Source organism: Pseudomonas fluorescens, assembly GCF_900636825.1.
Taxonomy (GTDB): domain Bacteria; phylum Pseudomonadota; class Gammaproteobacteria; order Pseudomonadales; family Pseudomonadaceae; genus Aquipseudomonas; species Aquipseudomonas fluorescens_BG.
Genome location: NZ_LR134318.1, coordinates 2,591,322 through 2,608,359, shown reverse-complemented (window position 1 = coordinate 2,608,359; position 17,038 = coordinate 2,591,322). Strand labels below are relative to the sequence as shown.

Annotated in this window: 20 protein-coding genes; 14 read left to right on the top strand and 6 right to left on the bottom strand. The window is 59.6% G+C overall.

Annotated features, from left to right (window positions below; translation table 11 throughout):
• Positions 1-194: 194 nt before the first annotated feature.
• Together EL257_RS11800 and EL257_RS11795 are read left to right on the top strand one after the other, a co-directional pair.
• The gene (locus EL257_RS11800; RefSeq protein ID WP_126362733.1) at positions 195-1,853 is read left to right on the top strand and encodes a nitrite/sulfite reductase; all 1,659 of its coding nucleotides are present in this window, start codon (positions 195-197) and stop codon (positions 1,851-1,853) included.
• Positions 1,837-2,331, top strand: coding sequence for a DUF934 domain-containing protein (locus EL257_RS11795; protein WP_126362731.1), 495 nt, complete (start codon positions 1,837-1,839; stop codon positions 2,329-2,331). Before EL257_RS11800 ends, EL257_RS11795 begins: the two co-directional genes overlap by 17 nt.
• Before the next feature lie 66 nt (positions 2,332-2,397).
• Here EL257_RS11795 and sohB read toward each other — a convergent pair whose 3' ends face one another.
• Positions 2,398-3,429 carry a protease SohB gene (gene sohB, locus EL257_RS11790; protein ID WP_126362729.1) on the bottom strand — a complete coding sequence of 344 codons (1,032 nt, stop codon included), beginning with the start codon at positions 3,427-3,429 and terminating at the stop codon, positions 2,398-2,400.
• Between the two features lie 204 nt (positions 3,430-3,633).
• On the opposite strand from sohB, the gene EL257_RS11785 reads away from it, so the two are divergent.
• Positions 3,634-4,344, top strand: coding sequence for a histidine phosphatase family protein (locus EL257_RS11785; RefSeq protein ID WP_126362727.1), 711 nt, complete (start codon positions 3,634-3,636; stop codon positions 4,342-4,344).
• A gap of 63 nt (positions 4,345-4,407) precedes the next feature.
• A complete protein-coding gene (locus tag EL257_RS11780) occupies positions 4,408-4,725 on the top strand; it encodes an SCP2 sterol-binding domain-containing protein (RefSeq protein WP_016774477.1) in 318 nt (105 codons plus the stop codon).
• 105 nt (positions 4,726-4,830) lie between these two features.
• On the opposite strand, the gene EL257_RS11775 is transcribed toward EL257_RS11780, so the two are convergent.
• Positions 4,831-5,325 carry an RES family NAD+ phosphorylase gene (locus EL257_RS11775; protein ID WP_126362725.1) on the bottom strand — a complete coding sequence of 165 codons (495 nt, stop codon included), beginning with the start codon at positions 5,323-5,325 and terminating at the stop codon, positions 4,831-4,833.
• On the bottom strand, positions 5,322-5,894 hold the full coding sequence (locus EL257_RS11770; RefSeq protein WP_331852542.1) for an MbcA/ParS/Xre antitoxin family protein: 573 nt from the start codon (positions 5,892-5,894) through the stop codon (positions 5,322-5,324). The genes EL257_RS11775 and EL257_RS11770 overlap by 4 nt, the downstream gene beginning before the upstream one ends.
• A 336-nt stretch (positions 5,895-6,230) precedes the next feature.
• On the opposite strand from EL257_RS11770, the gene EL257_RS11765 reads away from it, so the two are divergent.
• The 3 genes from EL257_RS11765 to EL257_RS11755 all read left to right on the top strand — a co-directional run bounded on the left by EL257_RS11765 (position 6,231) and on the right by EL257_RS11755 (position 9,426).
• Positions 6,231-7,094 (top strand): LysR family transcriptional regulator, encoded by an 864-nt coding sequence (locus EL257_RS11765; protein WP_126362723.1) that lies wholly within the window; start codon positions 6,231-6,233, stop codon positions 7,092-7,094.
• Between the two features lie 113 nt (positions 7,095-7,207).
• Positions 7,208-8,353 carry an SRPBCC family protein gene (locus EL257_RS11760; RefSeq protein ID WP_126362721.1) on the top strand — a complete coding sequence of 382 codons (1,146 nt, stop codon included), beginning with the start codon at positions 7,208-7,210 and terminating at the stop codon, positions 8,351-8,353.
• Between the two features lie 56 nt (positions 8,354-8,409).
• The gene (locus EL257_RS11755) at positions 8,410-9,426 is read left to right on the top strand and encodes an SMP-30/gluconolactonase/LRE family protein (RefSeq protein WP_419866596.1); all 1,017 of its coding nucleotides are present in this window, start codon (positions 8,410-8,412) and stop codon (positions 9,424-9,426) included.
• A gap of 125 nt (positions 9,427-9,551) precedes the next feature.
• Here the strand turns inward: EL257_RS11755 and EL257_RS27740 are convergent, their stop codons facing one another.
• Together EL257_RS27740 and EL257_RS11750 are read right to left on the bottom strand one after the other, a co-directional pair.
• A complete protein-coding gene (locus EL257_RS27740; RefSeq protein WP_172604471.1) occupies positions 9,552-9,716 on the bottom strand; it encodes a hypothetical protein in 165 nt (54 codons plus the stop codon).
• 98 nt (positions 9,717-9,814) lie between these two features.
• On the bottom strand, positions 9,815-10,069 hold the full coding sequence (locus EL257_RS11750; RefSeq protein ID WP_126362716.1) for a DUF465 domain-containing protein: 255 nt from the start codon (positions 10,067-10,069) through the stop codon (positions 9,815-9,817).
• 205 nt (positions 10,070-10,274) lie between these two features.
• On the opposite strand from EL257_RS11750, the gene EL257_RS11745 reads away from it, so the two are divergent.
• A complete protein-coding gene (locus EL257_RS11745) occupies positions 10,275-10,796 on the top strand; it encodes a DUF4142 domain-containing protein (protein ID WP_126362714.1) in 522 nt (173 codons plus the stop codon).
• A gap of 57 nt (positions 10,797-10,853) precedes the next feature.
• On the opposite strand, the gene EL257_RS11740 is transcribed toward EL257_RS11745, so the two are convergent.
• A complete protein-coding gene (locus EL257_RS11740; RefSeq protein WP_126368061.1) occupies positions 10,854-11,117 on the bottom strand; it encodes a hypothetical protein in 264 nt (87 codons plus the stop codon).
• Between the two features lie 261 nt (positions 11,118-11,378).
• On the opposite strand from EL257_RS11740, the gene EL257_RS11735 reads away from it, so the two are divergent.
• From EL257_RS11735 to EL257_RS11710, 6 genes are read left to right on the top strand one after another with little or no spacing between them, the layout of a single operon-like run.
• Positions 11,379-12,230 (top strand): STAS domain-containing protein, encoded by an 852-nt coding sequence (locus EL257_RS11735; protein WP_126362712.1) that lies wholly within the window; start codon positions 11,379-11,381, stop codon positions 12,228-12,230.
• A gap of 4 nt (positions 12,231-12,234) precedes the next feature.
• A complete protein-coding gene (locus EL257_RS11730) occupies positions 12,235-12,597 on the top strand; it encodes an STAS domain-containing protein (protein WP_090283199.1) in 363 nt (120 codons plus the stop codon).
• A complete protein-coding gene (locus EL257_RS11725) occupies positions 12,594-12,998 on the top strand; it encodes an anti-sigma regulatory factor (RefSeq protein WP_126362710.1) in 405 nt (134 codons plus the stop codon). The genes EL257_RS11730 and EL257_RS11725 overlap by 4 nt, the downstream gene beginning before the upstream one ends.
• On the top strand, positions 12,995-14,008 hold the full coding sequence (locus tag EL257_RS11720) for an ATP-binding protein (RefSeq protein ID WP_126368059.1): 1,014 nt from the start codon (positions 12,995-12,997) through the stop codon (positions 14,006-14,008). Before EL257_RS11725 ends, EL257_RS11720 begins: the two co-directional genes overlap by 4 nt.
• Complete coding sequence (locus tag EL257_RS11715; protein WP_126362708.1) at positions 14,001-14,876, top strand: sensor histidine kinase; 876 nt, start codon at positions 14,001-14,003, stop codon at positions 14,874-14,876. Before EL257_RS11720 ends, EL257_RS11715 begins: the two co-directional genes overlap by 8 nt.
• The gene (locus EL257_RS11710) at positions 14,866-16,809 is read left to right on the top strand and encodes a response regulator (RefSeq protein ID WP_126362706.1); all 1,944 of its coding nucleotides are present in this window, start codon (positions 14,866-14,868) and stop codon (positions 16,807-16,809) included. Before EL257_RS11715 ends, EL257_RS11710 begins: the two co-directional genes overlap by 11 nt.
• Positions 16,810-17,038: the final 229 nt, after the last annotated feature.

Genomic DNA, 17,038 nt, shown 5'->3' with positions numbered 1-17,038 from the left:
ATTCTCGTTAGGCGATTTGGTTCTTTACATATACTCAAACATCACTTTTGCGCATAACTGCAAACGGGTATATTGCCCCGGCTCCGTTAGGGAGTGCGCGGCCGTGCGCGCAGAATTGCAGAGGCACAATTCGGACTCCAGCAAGCGAAAACGCAGCGTTTTCCGAGTGGCCCAAGCCTGAGAACAGGACTTATATGTACGTATACGACGAGTACGATCAGCGGATCATCGAGGACCGCGTCAAGCAGTTCCGTGATCAGACCCGACGCTATCTGGCAGGTGAGCTGAGCGAAGAAGAATTCCGCCCTCTGCGCCTGCAAAATGGCCTCTACATCCAGCGCTTCGCGCCGATGCTGCGCGTGGCGGTGCCTTACGGCCAACTGACCTCGCGCCAAGTGCGCATGATGGCCAAGATTGCCCGCGACTACGACAAAGGCTATGCCCACATCAGTACGCGCCAGAACGTGCAGTTCAACTGGCCGGCGGTGGAAGATATCCCGGACATTCTTGCCGAACTGGCCACCGTGCAGATGCACGCGATCCAGACCAGCGGCAACTGCCTGCGCAACGTCACCACTGACCAGTTCGCCGGTGTCGCTGCCGACGAAGTGATCGACCCGCGCCCATGGTGCGAGATCGTGCGTCAGTGGACGACCTTCCACCCGGAATTCGCTTACCTGCCGCGTAAATTCAAGATCGCCGTCAACGGTTCGACCGCTGACCGTGCCGCCATTGAAGTCCACGACATCGGCCTTGAGCCGGTGCACAACGCCGCTGGCGAACTGGGCTTCCGCGTGCTGGTCGGTGGCGGGCTGGGGCGTACGCCAGTGGTGGGCGCGTTCATCAATGAATTCCTGCCGTGGCAGGATCTGTTGAGCTATCTCGACGCCATCCTGCGGGTTTACAACCGTTACGGCCGTCGCGACAACAAATACAAGGCGCGGATCAAGATCCTCGTCAAAGCTCTTACGCCAGAAGTGTTCGCACAGAAAGTCGATGCGGAAATGGAACACCTGCGCGGTGGCCAGACCACTTTGACCGAAGCCGAACTGCATCGTGTGGCCAAGCACTTCGTCGACCCGGACTATAAGGCGCTGGATAACCAGACCGCGCAACTGGCCGAGCTCGACAAAGAGCATCCGGGTTTCGCCCGCTGGCGCAGCCGTAACACCCTGGCGCACAAAAAGCCGGGTTATGTTGCCGTAACCCTGTCGCTGAAGCCGACCGGCGTTGCCCCTGGCGACATCACCGACAAGCAGCTCGACGCCGTCGCCGATCTGGCCGACCGCTACAGCTTCGGCCAACTGCGCACCTCCCACGAACAGAACATCATTCTTGCCGATGTTGAGCAGAGCCAGTTGTTCGCCCTCTGGGGCGAACTGCGCGAAGGCGGTTTCGCCACGCCGAACATCGGCCTGCTGACCGACATCATCTGCTGCCCTGGCGGTGATTTCTGCTCGCTGGCCAACGCCAAATCGATCCCGATTGCCGAGTCGATTCAGCGCCGCTTCGATGACCTCGATTACCTGTTCGACATTGGCGAGCTGGACCTGAACATTTCCGGCTGCATGAACGCCTGCGGTCACCACCACGTCGGCCACATCGGCATCCTCGGCGTCGACAAGAAAGGCGAGGAGTTCTATCAGGTTTCCCTTGGCGGCAGCGCCAGCCGTGACGCCAGCCTGGGCAAGATCCTCGGCCCGTCCTTCGCTCAGGAAGCCATGCCTGAGGTGATCTCGAAGCTGATCGACGTGTATGTTGAACAACGCACCGAAGACGAGCGCTTTATCGACACCTATCAGCGTATTGGCATCGACCTCTTCAAGGAACGCGTCTATGCAGCGAATCATTAAAAACAACGAAGTCGTCGACGAAACCTGGCACCTGCTGCCAAAGGACGCAACCCTCGACGGTATCTCCAACTGTGACGACCTGATCGTGCCGCTGGCCTTGTGGCGCGATCACGGTCACGCCTTGAAAGCCCGCGACGGCGGTCTGGGAGTGTGGCTGGACGCTGAGGAAGAAGCCGAAGAAATCGGCGACGACGTGGCGGAGTTCCAGGTGATTGCCCTGAACTTCCCCGCCTTCACTGACGGCCGCAACTACTCCAATGCCCGCCTGCTACGCGACCGCTACGGTTTCAAAGGCGAACTGCGGGCAATCGGCGACGTGCTGCGTGATCAGCTGTTCTACATGCGTCGTTGTGGGTTCGACGCCTTCGCCGTGCGTCCCGACAAGGATCCGTACGAAGCCCTTGAAGGCCTCAAGGATTTCTCGGTGACCTATCAGGCCGCGGCCGACGAACCGTTGCCATTGTTCCGTCGTCGCTAAGCCGACGGACTTTATCGGGCACAAAAAAACGCCGGTCACTGACCGGCGTTTTCATGCGCGCCTGTTTTACCAGAAGCGTTGCTGGGTCAGGCGACTCCACCAGCTCAACAGCAAGCGATCCACCGATCCGCTGGCAGCCATGCCAATGCGTTCTTGCAGACTTTTGCGCTCGGCGTAATGCAGGTGGTAAACCTCGGATTTCTTCGCCCGCTCAGCCAGATACTCATCGCTGGTCTTGAGTTCATCGACCAGTTGTTTATCCAACGCAGCAATGCCCAGCCAGATTTCGCCGGTGGCCACGTCATCGATGGCCAGTTGCGGACGATAGCGAGCCACGAAGTTCTTGAACAACTGATGGGTGACGTCGAGGTCTTCCTGAAACTTTTCCCGGCCCTTCTCGGTGTTTTCGCCAAACACGGTCAAGGTGCGCTTGTATTCGCCGGCCGTCAGCACTTCGAAGTCGATGTCGTGTTTCTTCAGCAAGCGATTGACGTTGGGCAATTGCGCGACCACGCCGATCGAACCCAGGATCGCGAACGGTGCGCTGATGATCTTCTCGCCGATGCACGCCATCATGTAGCCGCCGCTGGCCGCGACCTTGTCGATGCAGACCGTCAACGGCACGCCGGCGTCGCGAATCCGCGCCAGTTGCGAGGATGCCAGACCATAGCTGTGCACCATGCCGCCACCGCTTTCCAGGCGCAGGACCACTTCGTCTTTCGGAGTGGCGAGGGTCAACAGCGCAGTGATTTCATGGCGCAGGCTCTCGGTCGCCGAAGCCTTGATGTCGCCGTCGAAATCCAGCACGAACACCCGCGCTTTAGCGTCAGGCTTGTTCTTTTGCTTCTTATGGGTCTTTTCAGACTTGGTCTGGCTCTTGCGCAACGCTTTAAGCTGATCCTTGTCGAGCAGCGTTTGCTCGAGCCGTTCACGCAGGCCCTTGTAGAAATCATTGAGCTTGCTGACCTGCAACTGGCCCGCCGATTTGCGTCGGCCCTTGCTGCGCAACGCAGCAAAGCTGGCGAGCACTATCAGAATGGCGATTACCAGGGTGACGGTCTTGGCCAGAAAACTGGCGTATTCGGTGAAAAACTCCACAGCGACTCCTCAAAACAATGCGCGGATGCGAAACATCCGCGGGTTGACGCCAGCATACCCATCGTCCGGCTAGTCGGCCAGCCGTGAAACCTCTGGCAACACGCCTGTAACGGGCATTTCAAACAAGCGTATGTTTTTTCATTGACAGCTCTCCGCCATCCTCATAACCTCGCCAAACCTTCAACGTACCGGGACGACGCGGACGTGGGCAGCATCTATCTGATTCGACATGGCCAGGCCTCCTTTGGTGCAGACGACTATGACGTCCTGTCGCCGACCGGTGTGCGCCAGGCGGAAATCCTCGGTCAGTATCTCGCTGAACTGGGCATCAGCTTCGATCGCTGCCTGGCGGGCGATCTGCGCCGCCAACAAGACACCGCTGCCAGTGCGCTTGAGCAGTTCAGCGCCAAGGGCTTGCCGGTACCGATCCTGGAAACCGATTCCGCGTTCAATGAATTCGATGCCGATGCGGTGATCCGCGCCCTGCTCCCGGCGCTGCTGCCCGAAGAACCGGAGGCCCTCGACATCCTGCGCAACGCCGCACAAAACCGCGGCGAATTTCAGCGCATCTTCGCTCTGATCATCGAGCGCTGGCTGGCCGGGACCTACGACACGCCCGGGCTGGAGAGCTGGCTGGGCTTCGTCGAACGGGTTCAGGCCGGGCTGCAGCGAATTCTTGATCTGGCGGAAAAGAACCAGAAAATCGCCGTCTTCACATCCGGCGGCACCATCACCGCCCTGCTCCACCTGATTACGCAAATGCCTGCCCGACAGGCTTTTGAATTGAACTGGCAAATCGTCAACACCTCGCTCAACCAACTGAAATTTCGTGGTCGCGAGGTGGCTCTGGCTTCCTTCAACAGTCACGCACACCTGCAACTGCTGAAGGCCCCGGAACTCATCACTTTCCGCTGAGTCCGGCTAACTGTGACCCTGGCTGTAACCACCCAGCTCCTACTACCAAGAAAGGATCGAACCATGACCTCCGTAGCTGATGCCGTAAAAGCAATGCAAGCCAAGTTCAACCCAGCCGCTGCTGCCGGTCTGGATCTGGTCTTCGGTTTCAACATCACCGACGAAGACAAGCAATACGCACTGATCGTCAAAGACGGCACTTGCGACATCCAGGAAGGCGAAAACCCGGACGCCAACTGCACGCTGGTGCTGGACAGCCAGACACTGAAGGACATCGTCAGCGGCGAAACCGACGGCATGCAAGCGTTCATGGGCGGCAAACTGCGCGTTGAAGGCGACATGATGCTGTCGATGAAACTGTCCGAGCTGTTCCCTTCGTAAGAAGCCACTTGGTACAAACAAGTCCCGCTTAATCGCGGGATTTGTCGTTTTAAGCAGTCGACGCCAGTGCATCGCTCGGGCTCGCCACCGCTGCTTGAGCGCAGATCAGACCTCTTGCAGTAAACGCGTATCCAGCCCAAAACGTTCTTGCGAAACCATTCGGAACTGACCTTCCGCCAGATCGCAGCTCACCAGCAGATTCCATGAATGACGGGTTGCCACCGAGGGCACCAATATGAACGGATGTTCAGCCAAAAGTGCGTCGGCGAACTTTCGCTGGTTGGGCGACGTCTTCATCGGGTTCAGCCAATGCGGATTGGGCACGTCTTCCGGTTGCACAATCCTGACACTGGCTTCGTGAATGATTTCAAAGCAGGTCAGCACATAACGCTCCTGATCAAGCGCATCGAAACTGCCATGGGCGGCCACCTCCAGAATCGCGGTGGAGGGATCGACTGAGGCATAAACGACTCGCCGGCCAGGCGTATTCCAGCGGCCGCCGTCGCGTTTCGATCCCAGGCCGCTGTCCCAGGTATCGCTGTACACCTCGCGATCCAGCCGCCAGGCGTACCAGCGATCATCCCAGGGCAAGGGATTCATTGGTAAACCCCGTATTTGATCTGGTTCAGATACTCCTCAACCATTCTGAACCCCAATGCATGCCCAACCAGATCGAGCGGCACATGACCGTAAAAGTATTTGGCGGGTTGTTGCAGCCAGGACTCGGCCTTTAGCTGCTGGCCGAACACCTCGGTGGCCAGCTCCAGCGCGAGGGCATATTGGTAGGCGATGATGCTCTGCTGCGTGTCCAGCCGCAGCGCAATGCCTTCCTTGAGCAGGCGTCGCACAGCTCTGACGGACTTGCCGGTGATACGCTTGACCAGTTCGCCCTGCTGATAGGTCTCGCAGGTTGCGATCATGTTGATCACATCGGCCAATTCAAACCCTTCGCTTGTGCAACGCAAAATGAGCATCGGGTCGTCGCCGGTGTCTTGCCCACGCAGGAGCAACTCCAGAGGCTTGCCCTCGAGCTTCTTCAAGCCCGTGAGCCGGTGCGCTTTGGCGGTGGGCATGGGGACAGCCTCCGAGGGGCATCTGGCGCGATCGTCGCGCCAATAATGGCGCGAGGAGTAAGCGGGTGTATGGCTTTCCAGCATTGGGATTCGCATGTTCCGTCCTTAGTGCGTTTTCAGAGCAATCAATGTGCTCGATGACTTCAATGTCAGGACTCATGCTATAGCCCGCGCGTCCGACGACCAACCTGAAATACTCGTCGGAAGTTTCCCCACACTTGGCGCAAACGCTCCGATTTCCGCAGGCTCTGGTCGTCGATGAGGAGAACTCGTGTAGGAGTTCGGCACGCTGCGATCTTTTGATTCCTGGTCGGTAAATCAACATCAGGAGCAAAAGATCGCAGCCTCGTTTCACTCGACAGCTCCTACGGGATGGTGGAGTCGACCCGGCCTGCCCCTTACACTACGCGCACCTTCACCACCGGCCCGCCCATGGACATCGACCTCGCCCGCACCTTTCTGGAAATCGTTCGCCACGGCAGTCTCGCCGCAGCGGCGCAGAAACTGTTCGTCACGCAAACGGCGATCACCGCGCGCGTGCAGAAACTCGAGAGCCAGTTGGGCAGCACGCTGTTCGTGCGCAACCGTGCCGGGGCGAAGCTGACGCCCAATGGCGAGGCGTTCGTGATCTACGCCAATCAACTGGTGCAGACGTGGGAGGCGGCACGCCGCGACCTGCCGCTGCCCGAGGGCTACCACAACGTGTTGCACATCGGCGGCGAAGTCAGCTTGTGCAACCCGTTGATGCTCAGTTGGGCGGCAGAGTTGCGTGAGAAGATTCCGAGCCATGCCTTGCGCATGGAAATCCGCGACGGCGAAAACCTGCTGCGACAACTCGAACTCGGCGTACTCGATGCCGCGCTGGTCTACCAGCCGGAATACTGGCCGGGCTTGCAGGTCGAGCAAGTGCTGGAAGAAAAACTCATTCTGGTTCGCGCGCCCGACCGCCCGGACCCCTACGTTTATATCGACTGGGGCCCGGATTTTCGTCGTCAGCACGATGCCGCGCTGCCGGAAAAAGCCAAAGCGGCGCTGAGTTTCAACCTTGGCCCGCTGGCCCTTCAATACATTCTCGAACACGGCGGCAGCGGCTATTTCCGCACGCGCGTGGTGCGTACCTATCTGGAAAACGGCGCGCTGGAAGCGGTGACCAAAGCCCCGGAATTTGGCTATCCGACCTATCTTGTGTACTCGCGCGACCGCGACTCGCTGATCCTGCAGCAAGCCTTCGATCTGCTGCGCGACGTGATCAAAACCGATGACGACTGGTCCCAGCGCTGGAACCCATTGAGCTGAGTTGTGCGTTTTACACCGGATGATGGCGCAACTGACCTCTAGGTCTGAGCGGCACAAACGGCCGGATCGGCTAATCTGCCGGGTACATTTCCAGTACCCGACAGGTGAGCGCAGTGAGGCAGACCACTGAGGTATTCCGCAGCCGTTATCGCGCGGCCATACATCCGCGCTACAACCCGTGGCTGCACGGCGCGTTCGTGCTGCTGTTCGGCGTGCTGGCCATCGCGGCATTCTGGAGTACCTTGGAGCACGTAAGCTTGTTGCAATGGCTGACCGTGCCGCTGACTTTGCTGTTCTTCAATTTCGGCGTGTACATGGTTCACCGCCATCTCGGCCATCATAAAAAATCCTTCGCGAAGATGTTTTACGCCCGGCATGCCGGTGACCATCACAGCTTCTTCACGCCCGGCCACATGACGTACGACAGTGCCCGCGACTGGCGGGTGATCCTCTTTCCGGCGTGGCTGATCGTGTTGCACACGCTCGTGTTCACGCTGCCGCTCTGGTGGCTGCTCGCGCAGTTCAATGCCAACGTTGCCGGGCTGTTTGCAGGTTGCATGGTGCTGGGTTATCTCACTTACGAGGTGTTCCATGCCTGCGAACATCTGCCTGCGGACAACCCGCTGACGCGCCTGCCGTGGATTCGCCAGATGCGCCGCCTGCACGAACTGCATCACCGTCGCGAGCGCATGCAGGAGCGCAATTTCAACATTGTCCTGCCGCTGATGGATTACCTGTTCGGCACCCTTTATTGGGAGCCGGAATTCGCTCCTCTGAGCTACTCGAGAATGCCCATGACCCGTATGCAGCACCAGATCGACATCGCCGGCGACCCCGTTGCCGTGCTCGCTTACGCGGCGAGCGTCAGCCGCTGGCCCGAGTGGCATCCGTCTTCGCTGAAGATTGATGGCGCGCACGGCCCACTGCACGCTGGCGATTCCTTCGAAGAAGACATCAACGCCGGCGGCCGTAGTGGTCATCTGCGATGGGAAGTCACCGAGTATCTGCCCGGCCGACGTTGGTGTGCACGCGCGCAGGGCGATCGCGGATTGTCGTTGTCGCTGACCTACGAATGCAGCGCCACCGGCAGCGACACGCGTTTTATACGCACGCTCGATTATCGCTTCGACGGGTTACCCATGCGCATCGCCAATAGGCTGTTGCTCAAACGCCGCATTGAGCGCGAGTCCGCCGAATCAATGCTGGCGCTGCGCGACATGGCCGGACGATACCTGGCTTCGGCGAGGGCCAGCGCGTGAAGGTACGGCATGGATTATTGTTGCTGGCGTTGGTCGTTATCGGGTTCCTGCTGCTGATGCCCACTCAAGTTGAACCGCAGGCCTGGAACCCGATGGCCGCGCCATCTCTGACCGAGGGCATTTATGCCGAAAACCAGAAACTCAAAGGCGCGGCCAAAATCGGCCCGAGCGATATCGAAGGCCCCGAGGCATTGCTGCTGGAAGAGGATTTTCTGATCACCGGGCTGCACGACGGTCGTTTGATCCGCACCAGCCTCGACGGCCAGGAACGCAAAGTTCTCGCCGATACCGGCGGGCGCCCCCTGGGCCTCGCCCGCCATCCGAACGGGATGCTGGTGATTGCCGACGCGGTCAAAGGCTTGTTGTCTTTAGACGCGCAAGGCCGATTGATTCCGCTCACCACCGACGCCAACGGTGTCGCGTTCGGTTTCACCGATGACGTGGTCATCGACAAGTCAGGACATTTCGCCTACTTCAGCGACGCCTCCAGCCGTTGGGGTTACGGTCGTGACGGCGAGGCAATCATCGAGCACGGCGGCGACGGCCGTCTGCTGCGCTATGACTTTCAGACCGGCAAGACCTCGGTGCTGCTGAATAAACTGCAGTTTGCCAACGGCGTGACCCTCGGCCCGGACGAAGCCTACGTGCTGGTCAACGAAACCGGCGCCTATCGCATCAGCCGTTATTGGCTGAGGGGCCCGAAGGCCGGCACCCATGACGTGTTTATCGATAACCTGCCGGGGCTGCCGGACAACCTCGCGTTCAATGGCAGCAACCGCTTTTGGGTGGCGCTGTATGCACCGCGCAATGCTCTGCTCGACGGCACCGCCGGGCATCCGTTCATGCGCAAAATGATTGTCCGGGCACTGACGGTTTTGCCGAAACCGGTGGAGAAGCGCGGCTTCGTGTTGGGGCTGGATCTGGACGGCAAAGTGATTGCCAATCTGCAGGATGCCAGCGACGACAATTACTCGCCGATTACCACGGTGCGCGAATATGGGCAGTGGTTGTATTTCGGCTCGTTGAAGGCGTCGCATATGGCGCGGATGCCGTTGGAAGCGGCGTTGAGATGAATTTCTGTCGCATGGAGCGACGCTATCGCCAGCAGGGCTGGCTCCCACAGTGAAACAGGTTGACCCTGACATTTGTCACACGCCGAAAACCTGTGGGAGCCAGCCCTGCTGGCGATAGCGGTCAATCAGTTGCTGGACCTGTCGAACTTCTCGGGATCTTCATCTTCCGGCAGATTCGGGTCCGGCTCTTCCGGAATGGCCGTGGTGTGCGCCGGGCTATTCGGTTCGGGACGCTTCGGAATCGGGTCGAATCCGCCCTGCTCTTCACTGGGGAATTTGGGATCGTTCATAAGGCACCTCGCCAGGAGTCGATGATGGATGACTCTGAACATTCGAGGTGCCGTCGGGGATTGTCGTTCCGGTCAGTCTGCGACCGCCGGTCAGTCGGCTACTGGCCGGTCAAAGATTGCCCCGCCAGACGCGCGACGATCTGCTCTTTGACGATCACCCGTTTCTCCTTGAGCTTTTTCAGCTCGTCATCGCTGGGGGCATCTGATTGGGCGGTCTCGGCCTCGACCACTTCAGCATCAACATCGAAGTATTTGTTGAGCAACGAATCCAGCTTCGGATCCTCGGAGCGTTTTTGCTCGATCTCTTCCTTCTTGCAACCCAGGTCCTGATACAGATCATGTGAAACCGGCATGAAACACCTCCAACAATTTGATTGGACAACCAGCGCGACCGATGCGCTGACTCATTATCAGCATGGCCTTGCGCGATAGCTTCTGTCGACTCCCTGTCAGACCAGCGGTTGCCGTTCGTCGCCCTGTCGTAAACGCGATAAAACCTTTCACGGCTGCACCCGCTCCATTGGATAACGCTCACAAAAACCTGCGTGGAGATACCCAATGGACGGATTCAACCTGCGTCATCTCGCTCTGGCTGTTGCACTGAGCACCGGCATGGGCAGCGCCTTCGCTGCGACCGACAACGACTTTGTCGATAACGCCGCCGCTGGTGGCATCGCTGAAATCGAAACCAGTCGCCTGGCCCTGGAAAAGAGCCAGTCCGCTGACATCAAAGCCTTTGCAAACCAGATGATCACCGATCACAGCAAGGCCAACGATGAGCTGGCGGCGATCGCCAAAGCCAACGACATCGAAGTCCCGGACACCACTACTTTGGTCAAACAGGCCAAGGAAAAAATCCTCGATATGCGCGATGAATCGTTCGATGCGGCTTACGCGAACAACCAGGTGATGGCTCACCAGGAAACCATCGAGCTGTTCAAGAAACAGGCGAACACCGTGACCGACGACAAGGCCAAGGGCGCAACTGAACTGAAAGCGTTTGCGCAGAAAATGCTCCCGGCGCTGGAAAAACATCTGGCCCATGCCAAAGAGCTGCAAGCCAAACACCCGAGCAAATAAAACTCCCGGGCATAAAAAAGGCCGCATCCATGGATGCGGCCTTTTGCGTTGCGGCGATCAACCGCCGTCAGTGTCGATATCGGCGTCGGTGCTTTCTCCCGGCGCAGGACGGTCAGGGTCGGGCTTGAAGCCGGGGCTGAAGTCGTTGCTGTTATCGCTGTGATGCTGCTTTTGATCGACCTCGGTGGAGGCGCTGTCTGCTTGGCCTTTCTCGCTTGGCGCAGGCGGAGTTTGCCCCGGAGTTTGCGGATCGATCGCGGGATCATTGCGATTAATTGGTTCAGAGGACTGATTTTGCTCTCGCGGCGCTTGCTCGTTCATATCCACCTCATTCATAGTCCTGCATCCTTCTTCCAGCACGACTGGAAAACGTCGGGCTTGCAGATTCGAAGCCTGACGCCACTGATTCGTTCAAAACATCGTTGCCTGTTGCCACGCCGACTAGAATTAACGGGGCGTTCGACGCGACAGGCAGAAAAATTCACCGCGAAATGGACAACTATTTCAGGCGGCAAATGTCAGTCAATTCGCGCCGGTCATTTCGCTGAGCCGGCCCCCCATACGTAACGGAGCGACACGCACATGGCAGCACTGCAGAACAGCACAGTCGAAGCAATCAAGAACAACCAGGCTCAACTGTTGAGTGAGTGGACCAAGCGTCTCGAAGCCAGCGGCGCCACGCGCAATCTCAAAGAACACGACCTGACGCAACAGACCCGCGATCTTCTGCAGTTGCTGCTCAACGGCCTTGAAAGCGGCAATGGCAGCAAGATCACTGCCGCCGGCTGGGAAGACACTCGCCAGTTTCTGGAAAAGCTGTCGCAGAGCCGCGCCCTGCTCGGCCAGGATTCCCAGCAGACCGCCAACTTCATTTTCGCGCTGAAGGGCCCAGTGTTCGCTCTGCTGCAAAACCACTACCAGGACCAGCCGGCACTGCTTGCTGAGCAACTGCTGGAAATGTCCGAGCTGCTCGACACCGCAGGCATGCACACCATCGGCACCTTCCAGAAATCCCGCGAAGCGGTGATCAAGCGTCAGCAGGAAGAACTGCTGGAACTGTCGACGCCGGTGGTCAAGCTGTGGGATGGCGTACTCGCCCTGCCGATGATCGGCACCCTCGATTCGCAGCGCACCCAAGTGGTGATGGAGTCGCTGCTGCAGCGCATCGTCGACACCGGTTCGGAAATCGCCATCATCGACATCACCGGCGTGCCAACCGTTGACACCCTCGTCGCCCAGCACCTGCTGAAAACCGTGACCGCGATTCGCCTGATGGGCGCCGATTGCATCATCAGCGGCGTGCGTCCGCAAATTGCGCAAACCATCGTGCACCTGGGCCTGGATCTGCAGGGCGTAGTCACCAAGGCTAATCTGGCCGACGCCTTGAAGCTGGCCCTGACGCGCCTGGGCATCAGCCTCGGCAAAGCGGTCTGAGCCGATGGAACGTATTCCGATTCTTCAAATGGGCGATTTGCTGCTGGTGACCATTCAGGTCGACATGCACGACCAACTCGCCCTGACCTTGCAGGATGATTTGTCCGAGCGCATCAGCCGGACTTCGGCGCGCGGTGTGTTGATCGACATTTCCGCGCTGGACATGGTCGATTCGTTCATCGGGCGCATGATTGGCACCATTTCCGGGTTGTCGAAAATCATGGACGCCGAAACCGTGCTGGTCGGCATGCAACCGGCGGTGGCGATTACCCTCGTCGAGCTGGGCATGACCTTGCCGGGTGTCAGCACCGCCCTCAACGTCGAACGCGGGATGAAACTGCTACAGGACCGAGTACGCCTGCAATGACCGTGCGCAGCAGCGGTACTCAACCCATTCTGATTGAACAGGACGTGGTACTGGCCCGCCAGACCACGCGCAAGCTCGCCACCGAATGCGGCATGCGCCTGATCGACCTGACCAAACTGGTGACCGCCGTCAGTGAGCTGGCGCGCAACACCATGGTCTATGGCGGTGGCGGCGACATGGATTGGCAGATCCTTGAGGAAAACGGCCGCGTCGGCCTGCGCCTGACTTTCCGTGACCAAGGTCCGGGCATTCCCGACATCAAACTGGCGATGACCGATGGCTGGACCTCGGGCGGCGGACTGGGCCTTGGCCTGACTGGCGCCAAGCGACTGGTCAATGAATTCGAACTCGACACTGAGCCCGGCAAAGGCACACGCATAACGATCACCCGATGGACATGAATATCGCCGGGTCGTTGACCCAGGTTTTGCCGATCGAGGACAGCAGTCAGATCGGGCACGCGCGGCGCACCGCGCAGAAACTCGCCGAGCAGCACGGCTTCGATGAAAACGATGCCGGGCGCGTGGCGCTGGTGGCCACGGAACTGGCCAGCAACGTGCTCAAACATGCCCAGGGCGGCGAATTCCACCTGCGCGTGGTGCCACGGCCCGATAACGCTTTCGGCATTGAAATGCAGACTGTGGACCGGGCGCAGGGCTTTGACCTTGACGCCTGTCTGGCGGACGGTTTTTCCACCGGCGGCACGCAAGGCATCGGTCTCGGCGCGGTATCGCGTCAGACCAACGTGTTTGATGTCTACGCGGACCACCGTGGCGCTGTGCTGTTGGCGCGGATCTATCCGCGCAGCGATCGTCACGCCGATGTGCGCTTTGGTGTCAGCCAGCATTCGCTGCATGCCGATCCAGCGTGCGGCGATGTCTGGTACCTGGCTTACGCCCGCACAAGACTTAGCGCGCTGGTTGTCGACGGACTCGGTCATGGCGAAGAAGCCGAGCGCGCGGGTCTGGCCGGCGCCGAGGCATTCGCCCGGGCGCCGTTTGCCGATCCTGTGGTATTGATGGAAGACCTGCATCAGGGAATGCTCGGTACCCGCGGTGGCGCGGTCGCTTTCACCCAATTCGACAGCCAGCGCGACGGCTTGACCTTCGCCGGTGTCGGCAACATCGGCGCCACCCTGTTGGGGGATGGCAAATCGCGCGGTCTGGCCTCGCATCCTGGCATCGTCGGTGCTCAGTACCGAAAAGCCAAACCTTTTGACTATGCTCACGTGAACGGACATTTATTGATTATGTACAGCGACGGCTTACAGTCCCGTTGGAACCTTCAAGACTACCCCGGTCTGGTGCATCGCCACCCTGCCGTGATAGCCAGCGTCCTGCACCGCGACTTCTGCCGCGGGCGCGATGACGTCACGGTGCTGGTCGTTGCCCTGGAGGCCGCACATGGCTGACTCGACAACGCTGAGCCCTGCCGAACAGGCAGCGTGCATTGCCCGGTTGCAGGCCGAAATCACGGCGCTGCGCGAAGAACTCGACGAGACCAACCAGGGCGTTCTGGCGCTGTACGGCGAACTCGACAATCAAGCCGAAGAATTGCGCCAGGCGTCGGATCTGAAAAGCCGTTTTCTGTCCTACATGAGCCATGAGTTCCGCACGCCGCTGGGCTCGATTCTGAGTATCAACAGTCTGCTCGCCGACGAACTCGACGGCCCGCTGAGTCCTGAGCAACACAAGCAGGTTGCGTTTGTCAGTACAGCGGCTCGCGAGCTCAGTGACATGGTCGACGACCTGCTCGATCTGGCGAAAATCGAAGCCGGGCGCATCACCATCTCACCGGCCTGGTTCGACATGTTCGACCTGTTCTCGGCCTTGCGGGGGATGTTCCGGCCGATCGTCGATGCCTCCACCGTGGACTTGATCTTCGAAGAACCCAGCGGTCTGCCCCGTCTGTACACCGATGACAAGAAGCTCGGGCAGATCTTGCGCAACTTCATTTCCAACTCGCTGAAATTCACCACCCGTGGCGAGGTGCGCGTATCGGCGCGCATGGAAGGTGAAGACCAGATTCGCTTCGCCGTCAGCGACACTGGCATCGGCATCGCGCCAGAGTTGCATGACACCTTGTTCGAGGATTTCTCCCAGGTCGATTCGCCGCTGCAAAAACGCTTGCGCGGCACCGGTCTGGGCCTGTCATTGTGCAAGCGTTTCGCGGCTCTGCTGGGCGGCGAAGTAGGCGTCCAAAGCACGCCTGGCGTCGGCTCAACGTTTTTTGTCATTATCCCGCTGGCAATCGCTATGGAGAACGTCGATGAATCGTGACATCCGCCTGTTGATCGTCGATGACAACGTCGCCACCCGTTACGCCCTGCGCCGGCGCCTGGAGCGCCACGGCTACGAGGTGCTGGAAGCGGGCACGGGCAGCGACGGTCTGGCGTTGATCGAGAGCGAAGCGCTCGATGCGTTGATCCTCGACGTCAATCTGCCGGACATGAGCGGCTTCGATATTGTCCGCTTGCTGCGCGCCGACCCGCGCACCGCGCTGTTGCCGGTGATTCATGTGTCGGCAGCGTCGATCCAGACCGGCGACATCATCACCGGCCTCGACGCTGGCGCCGATGCTTATCTGATTCATCCGGTCGACCCTGACGTGCTGCTGGCGACATTGCGCACCTTGCTGCGAGTGCGCGACACCGAAAATGCCCTGCGCGAAAGCGAGGCGCGGTTTCGCGAAATTTTCGCCAACGTTTCGGCGCCGATCGCGGTGCTTGACGCCAACCTCAAAGTCCACGAGTGCAACCATGCTTTCACTCAGCTGATTCTCGACAACCAGGACCAACAGGCTCTGCGCGAATGCTTCGCCGACGATCAAAGTGCGATCCTCAACGAACTGCGCCTGCGCCTGGTCGACGGCGAGCGCTGGAAAGGCACGCTGAACATGCGCGTCCAAGGCGAAACGCGTGAGACCGAGTGGCAGATTTCGCCGTATCGCACCCCTGAACTGAGTCTGGTGTTCGTCGAGGACGTCACCGAACATCGCCATCGCGAGCGCTCGCATTTGGCGCGCCTGGATGACACCACCACGCAACTGGCCAAGGAAGTTGCCGAACGCGTGCGTGCTGAAGCGCAATTGCTGCAAGTGCAGAAAATGGATGCCCTGGGCAAGCTCACTGGCGGCATCGCTCACGACTTCAACAATTTGCTGACCGGCATCATCACCAGTCTGGAACTGATCAAAAAGCGCGTCGCTGACGAGCGTCTGGACAAGGTGCAGTTCTATACCGATGCGGCATTGAATTCGGCGATGAGCGCCGCTTCCCTGACTCACCGCTTGCTCGCGTTTGCTCGTCAGCAACCGCTGGACACGCGACCGGTGGACATCAACGAACACGTGCGTTCGCTCGAAGAATTGCTGGTGCGCACCATTGGCGAACGCATCATCCTCAAGCTGGAACTGACCAACAAACCGGCGATTGCACTGGTCGACCCGGTGCAGTTGGAAAGCGCGGTGCTGAATCTGGTGATCAACGCCCGCGACGCCCTGCCCTCGGGCGGCAACATCTGGGTCAATACCTATGCGGCGTATTCTCATGGCGACCCGAATCTGGCCGATGGCGCGTACGTGGCGCTGTCGGTGCGCGACGATGGCACCGGCATCGAACATAACGTGATCGACAAGGTGTTCGAACCGTTTTTCACCACCAAACCGCTGGGCCAGGGCACCGGTCTGGGGCTATCGACGATCTACGGTTTCGCCCGTCAGTCCGGCGGTGACGCGCATATCCGCAGCGTCGCTCGTCGTGGCACGGAAGTGACCATCATGCTGCCCGGCACCAATGACCCCACCGGAGCGGACGCGCCGTCACCGGTGCCCGGTGCCAAAGGCAGCGGCGAGCATGTGTTGATCGTCGAGGACATGGCCACTGTGCGGTTGTTCGTCACCGAAGTGCTGGAAGACGCCGGGTATCGTTGCACGCAGGCGGCGGACATCGAATCGGCGCTGGAGCGATTGCAGAATGATCCATCGATCAACCTGCTGCTCACCGATGTCGGCCTGCCCCGGATGAGCGGCCGTGAACTGGCGGACGTCGCTCGCGGCTGGCATCCAGGCCTGCCGATCCTGTTCATGACCGGCTACGCCGAAACCGCCCTCAACCGCCAGGTCTTCCTTGGCAGCGGCATGGACATGCTGGTCAAACCGTTCCAGATCAGCGAGCTGCTGGACAAGGTGCGCCGCACACTCGACGGCGCCTGACGCGCCGCCATCGCCAGCAGGGCTGGCTCCCACAAGGTTTTGTGTGCCGCATCAATCCCCAGCACACCGCAAATCCCCGTAGGAGCTGTCGAGTGAAACGAGGCTGCGATCTTTTGATCTCCAACGTCAAAGATCGCAGCGTGCCGCAGCTCGTACAGAATGAGGTTATGCCTGTAGAAATGAGCTGACTGACACACCGCTATCGCCAGCAGGGCTGGCCCACATTAGA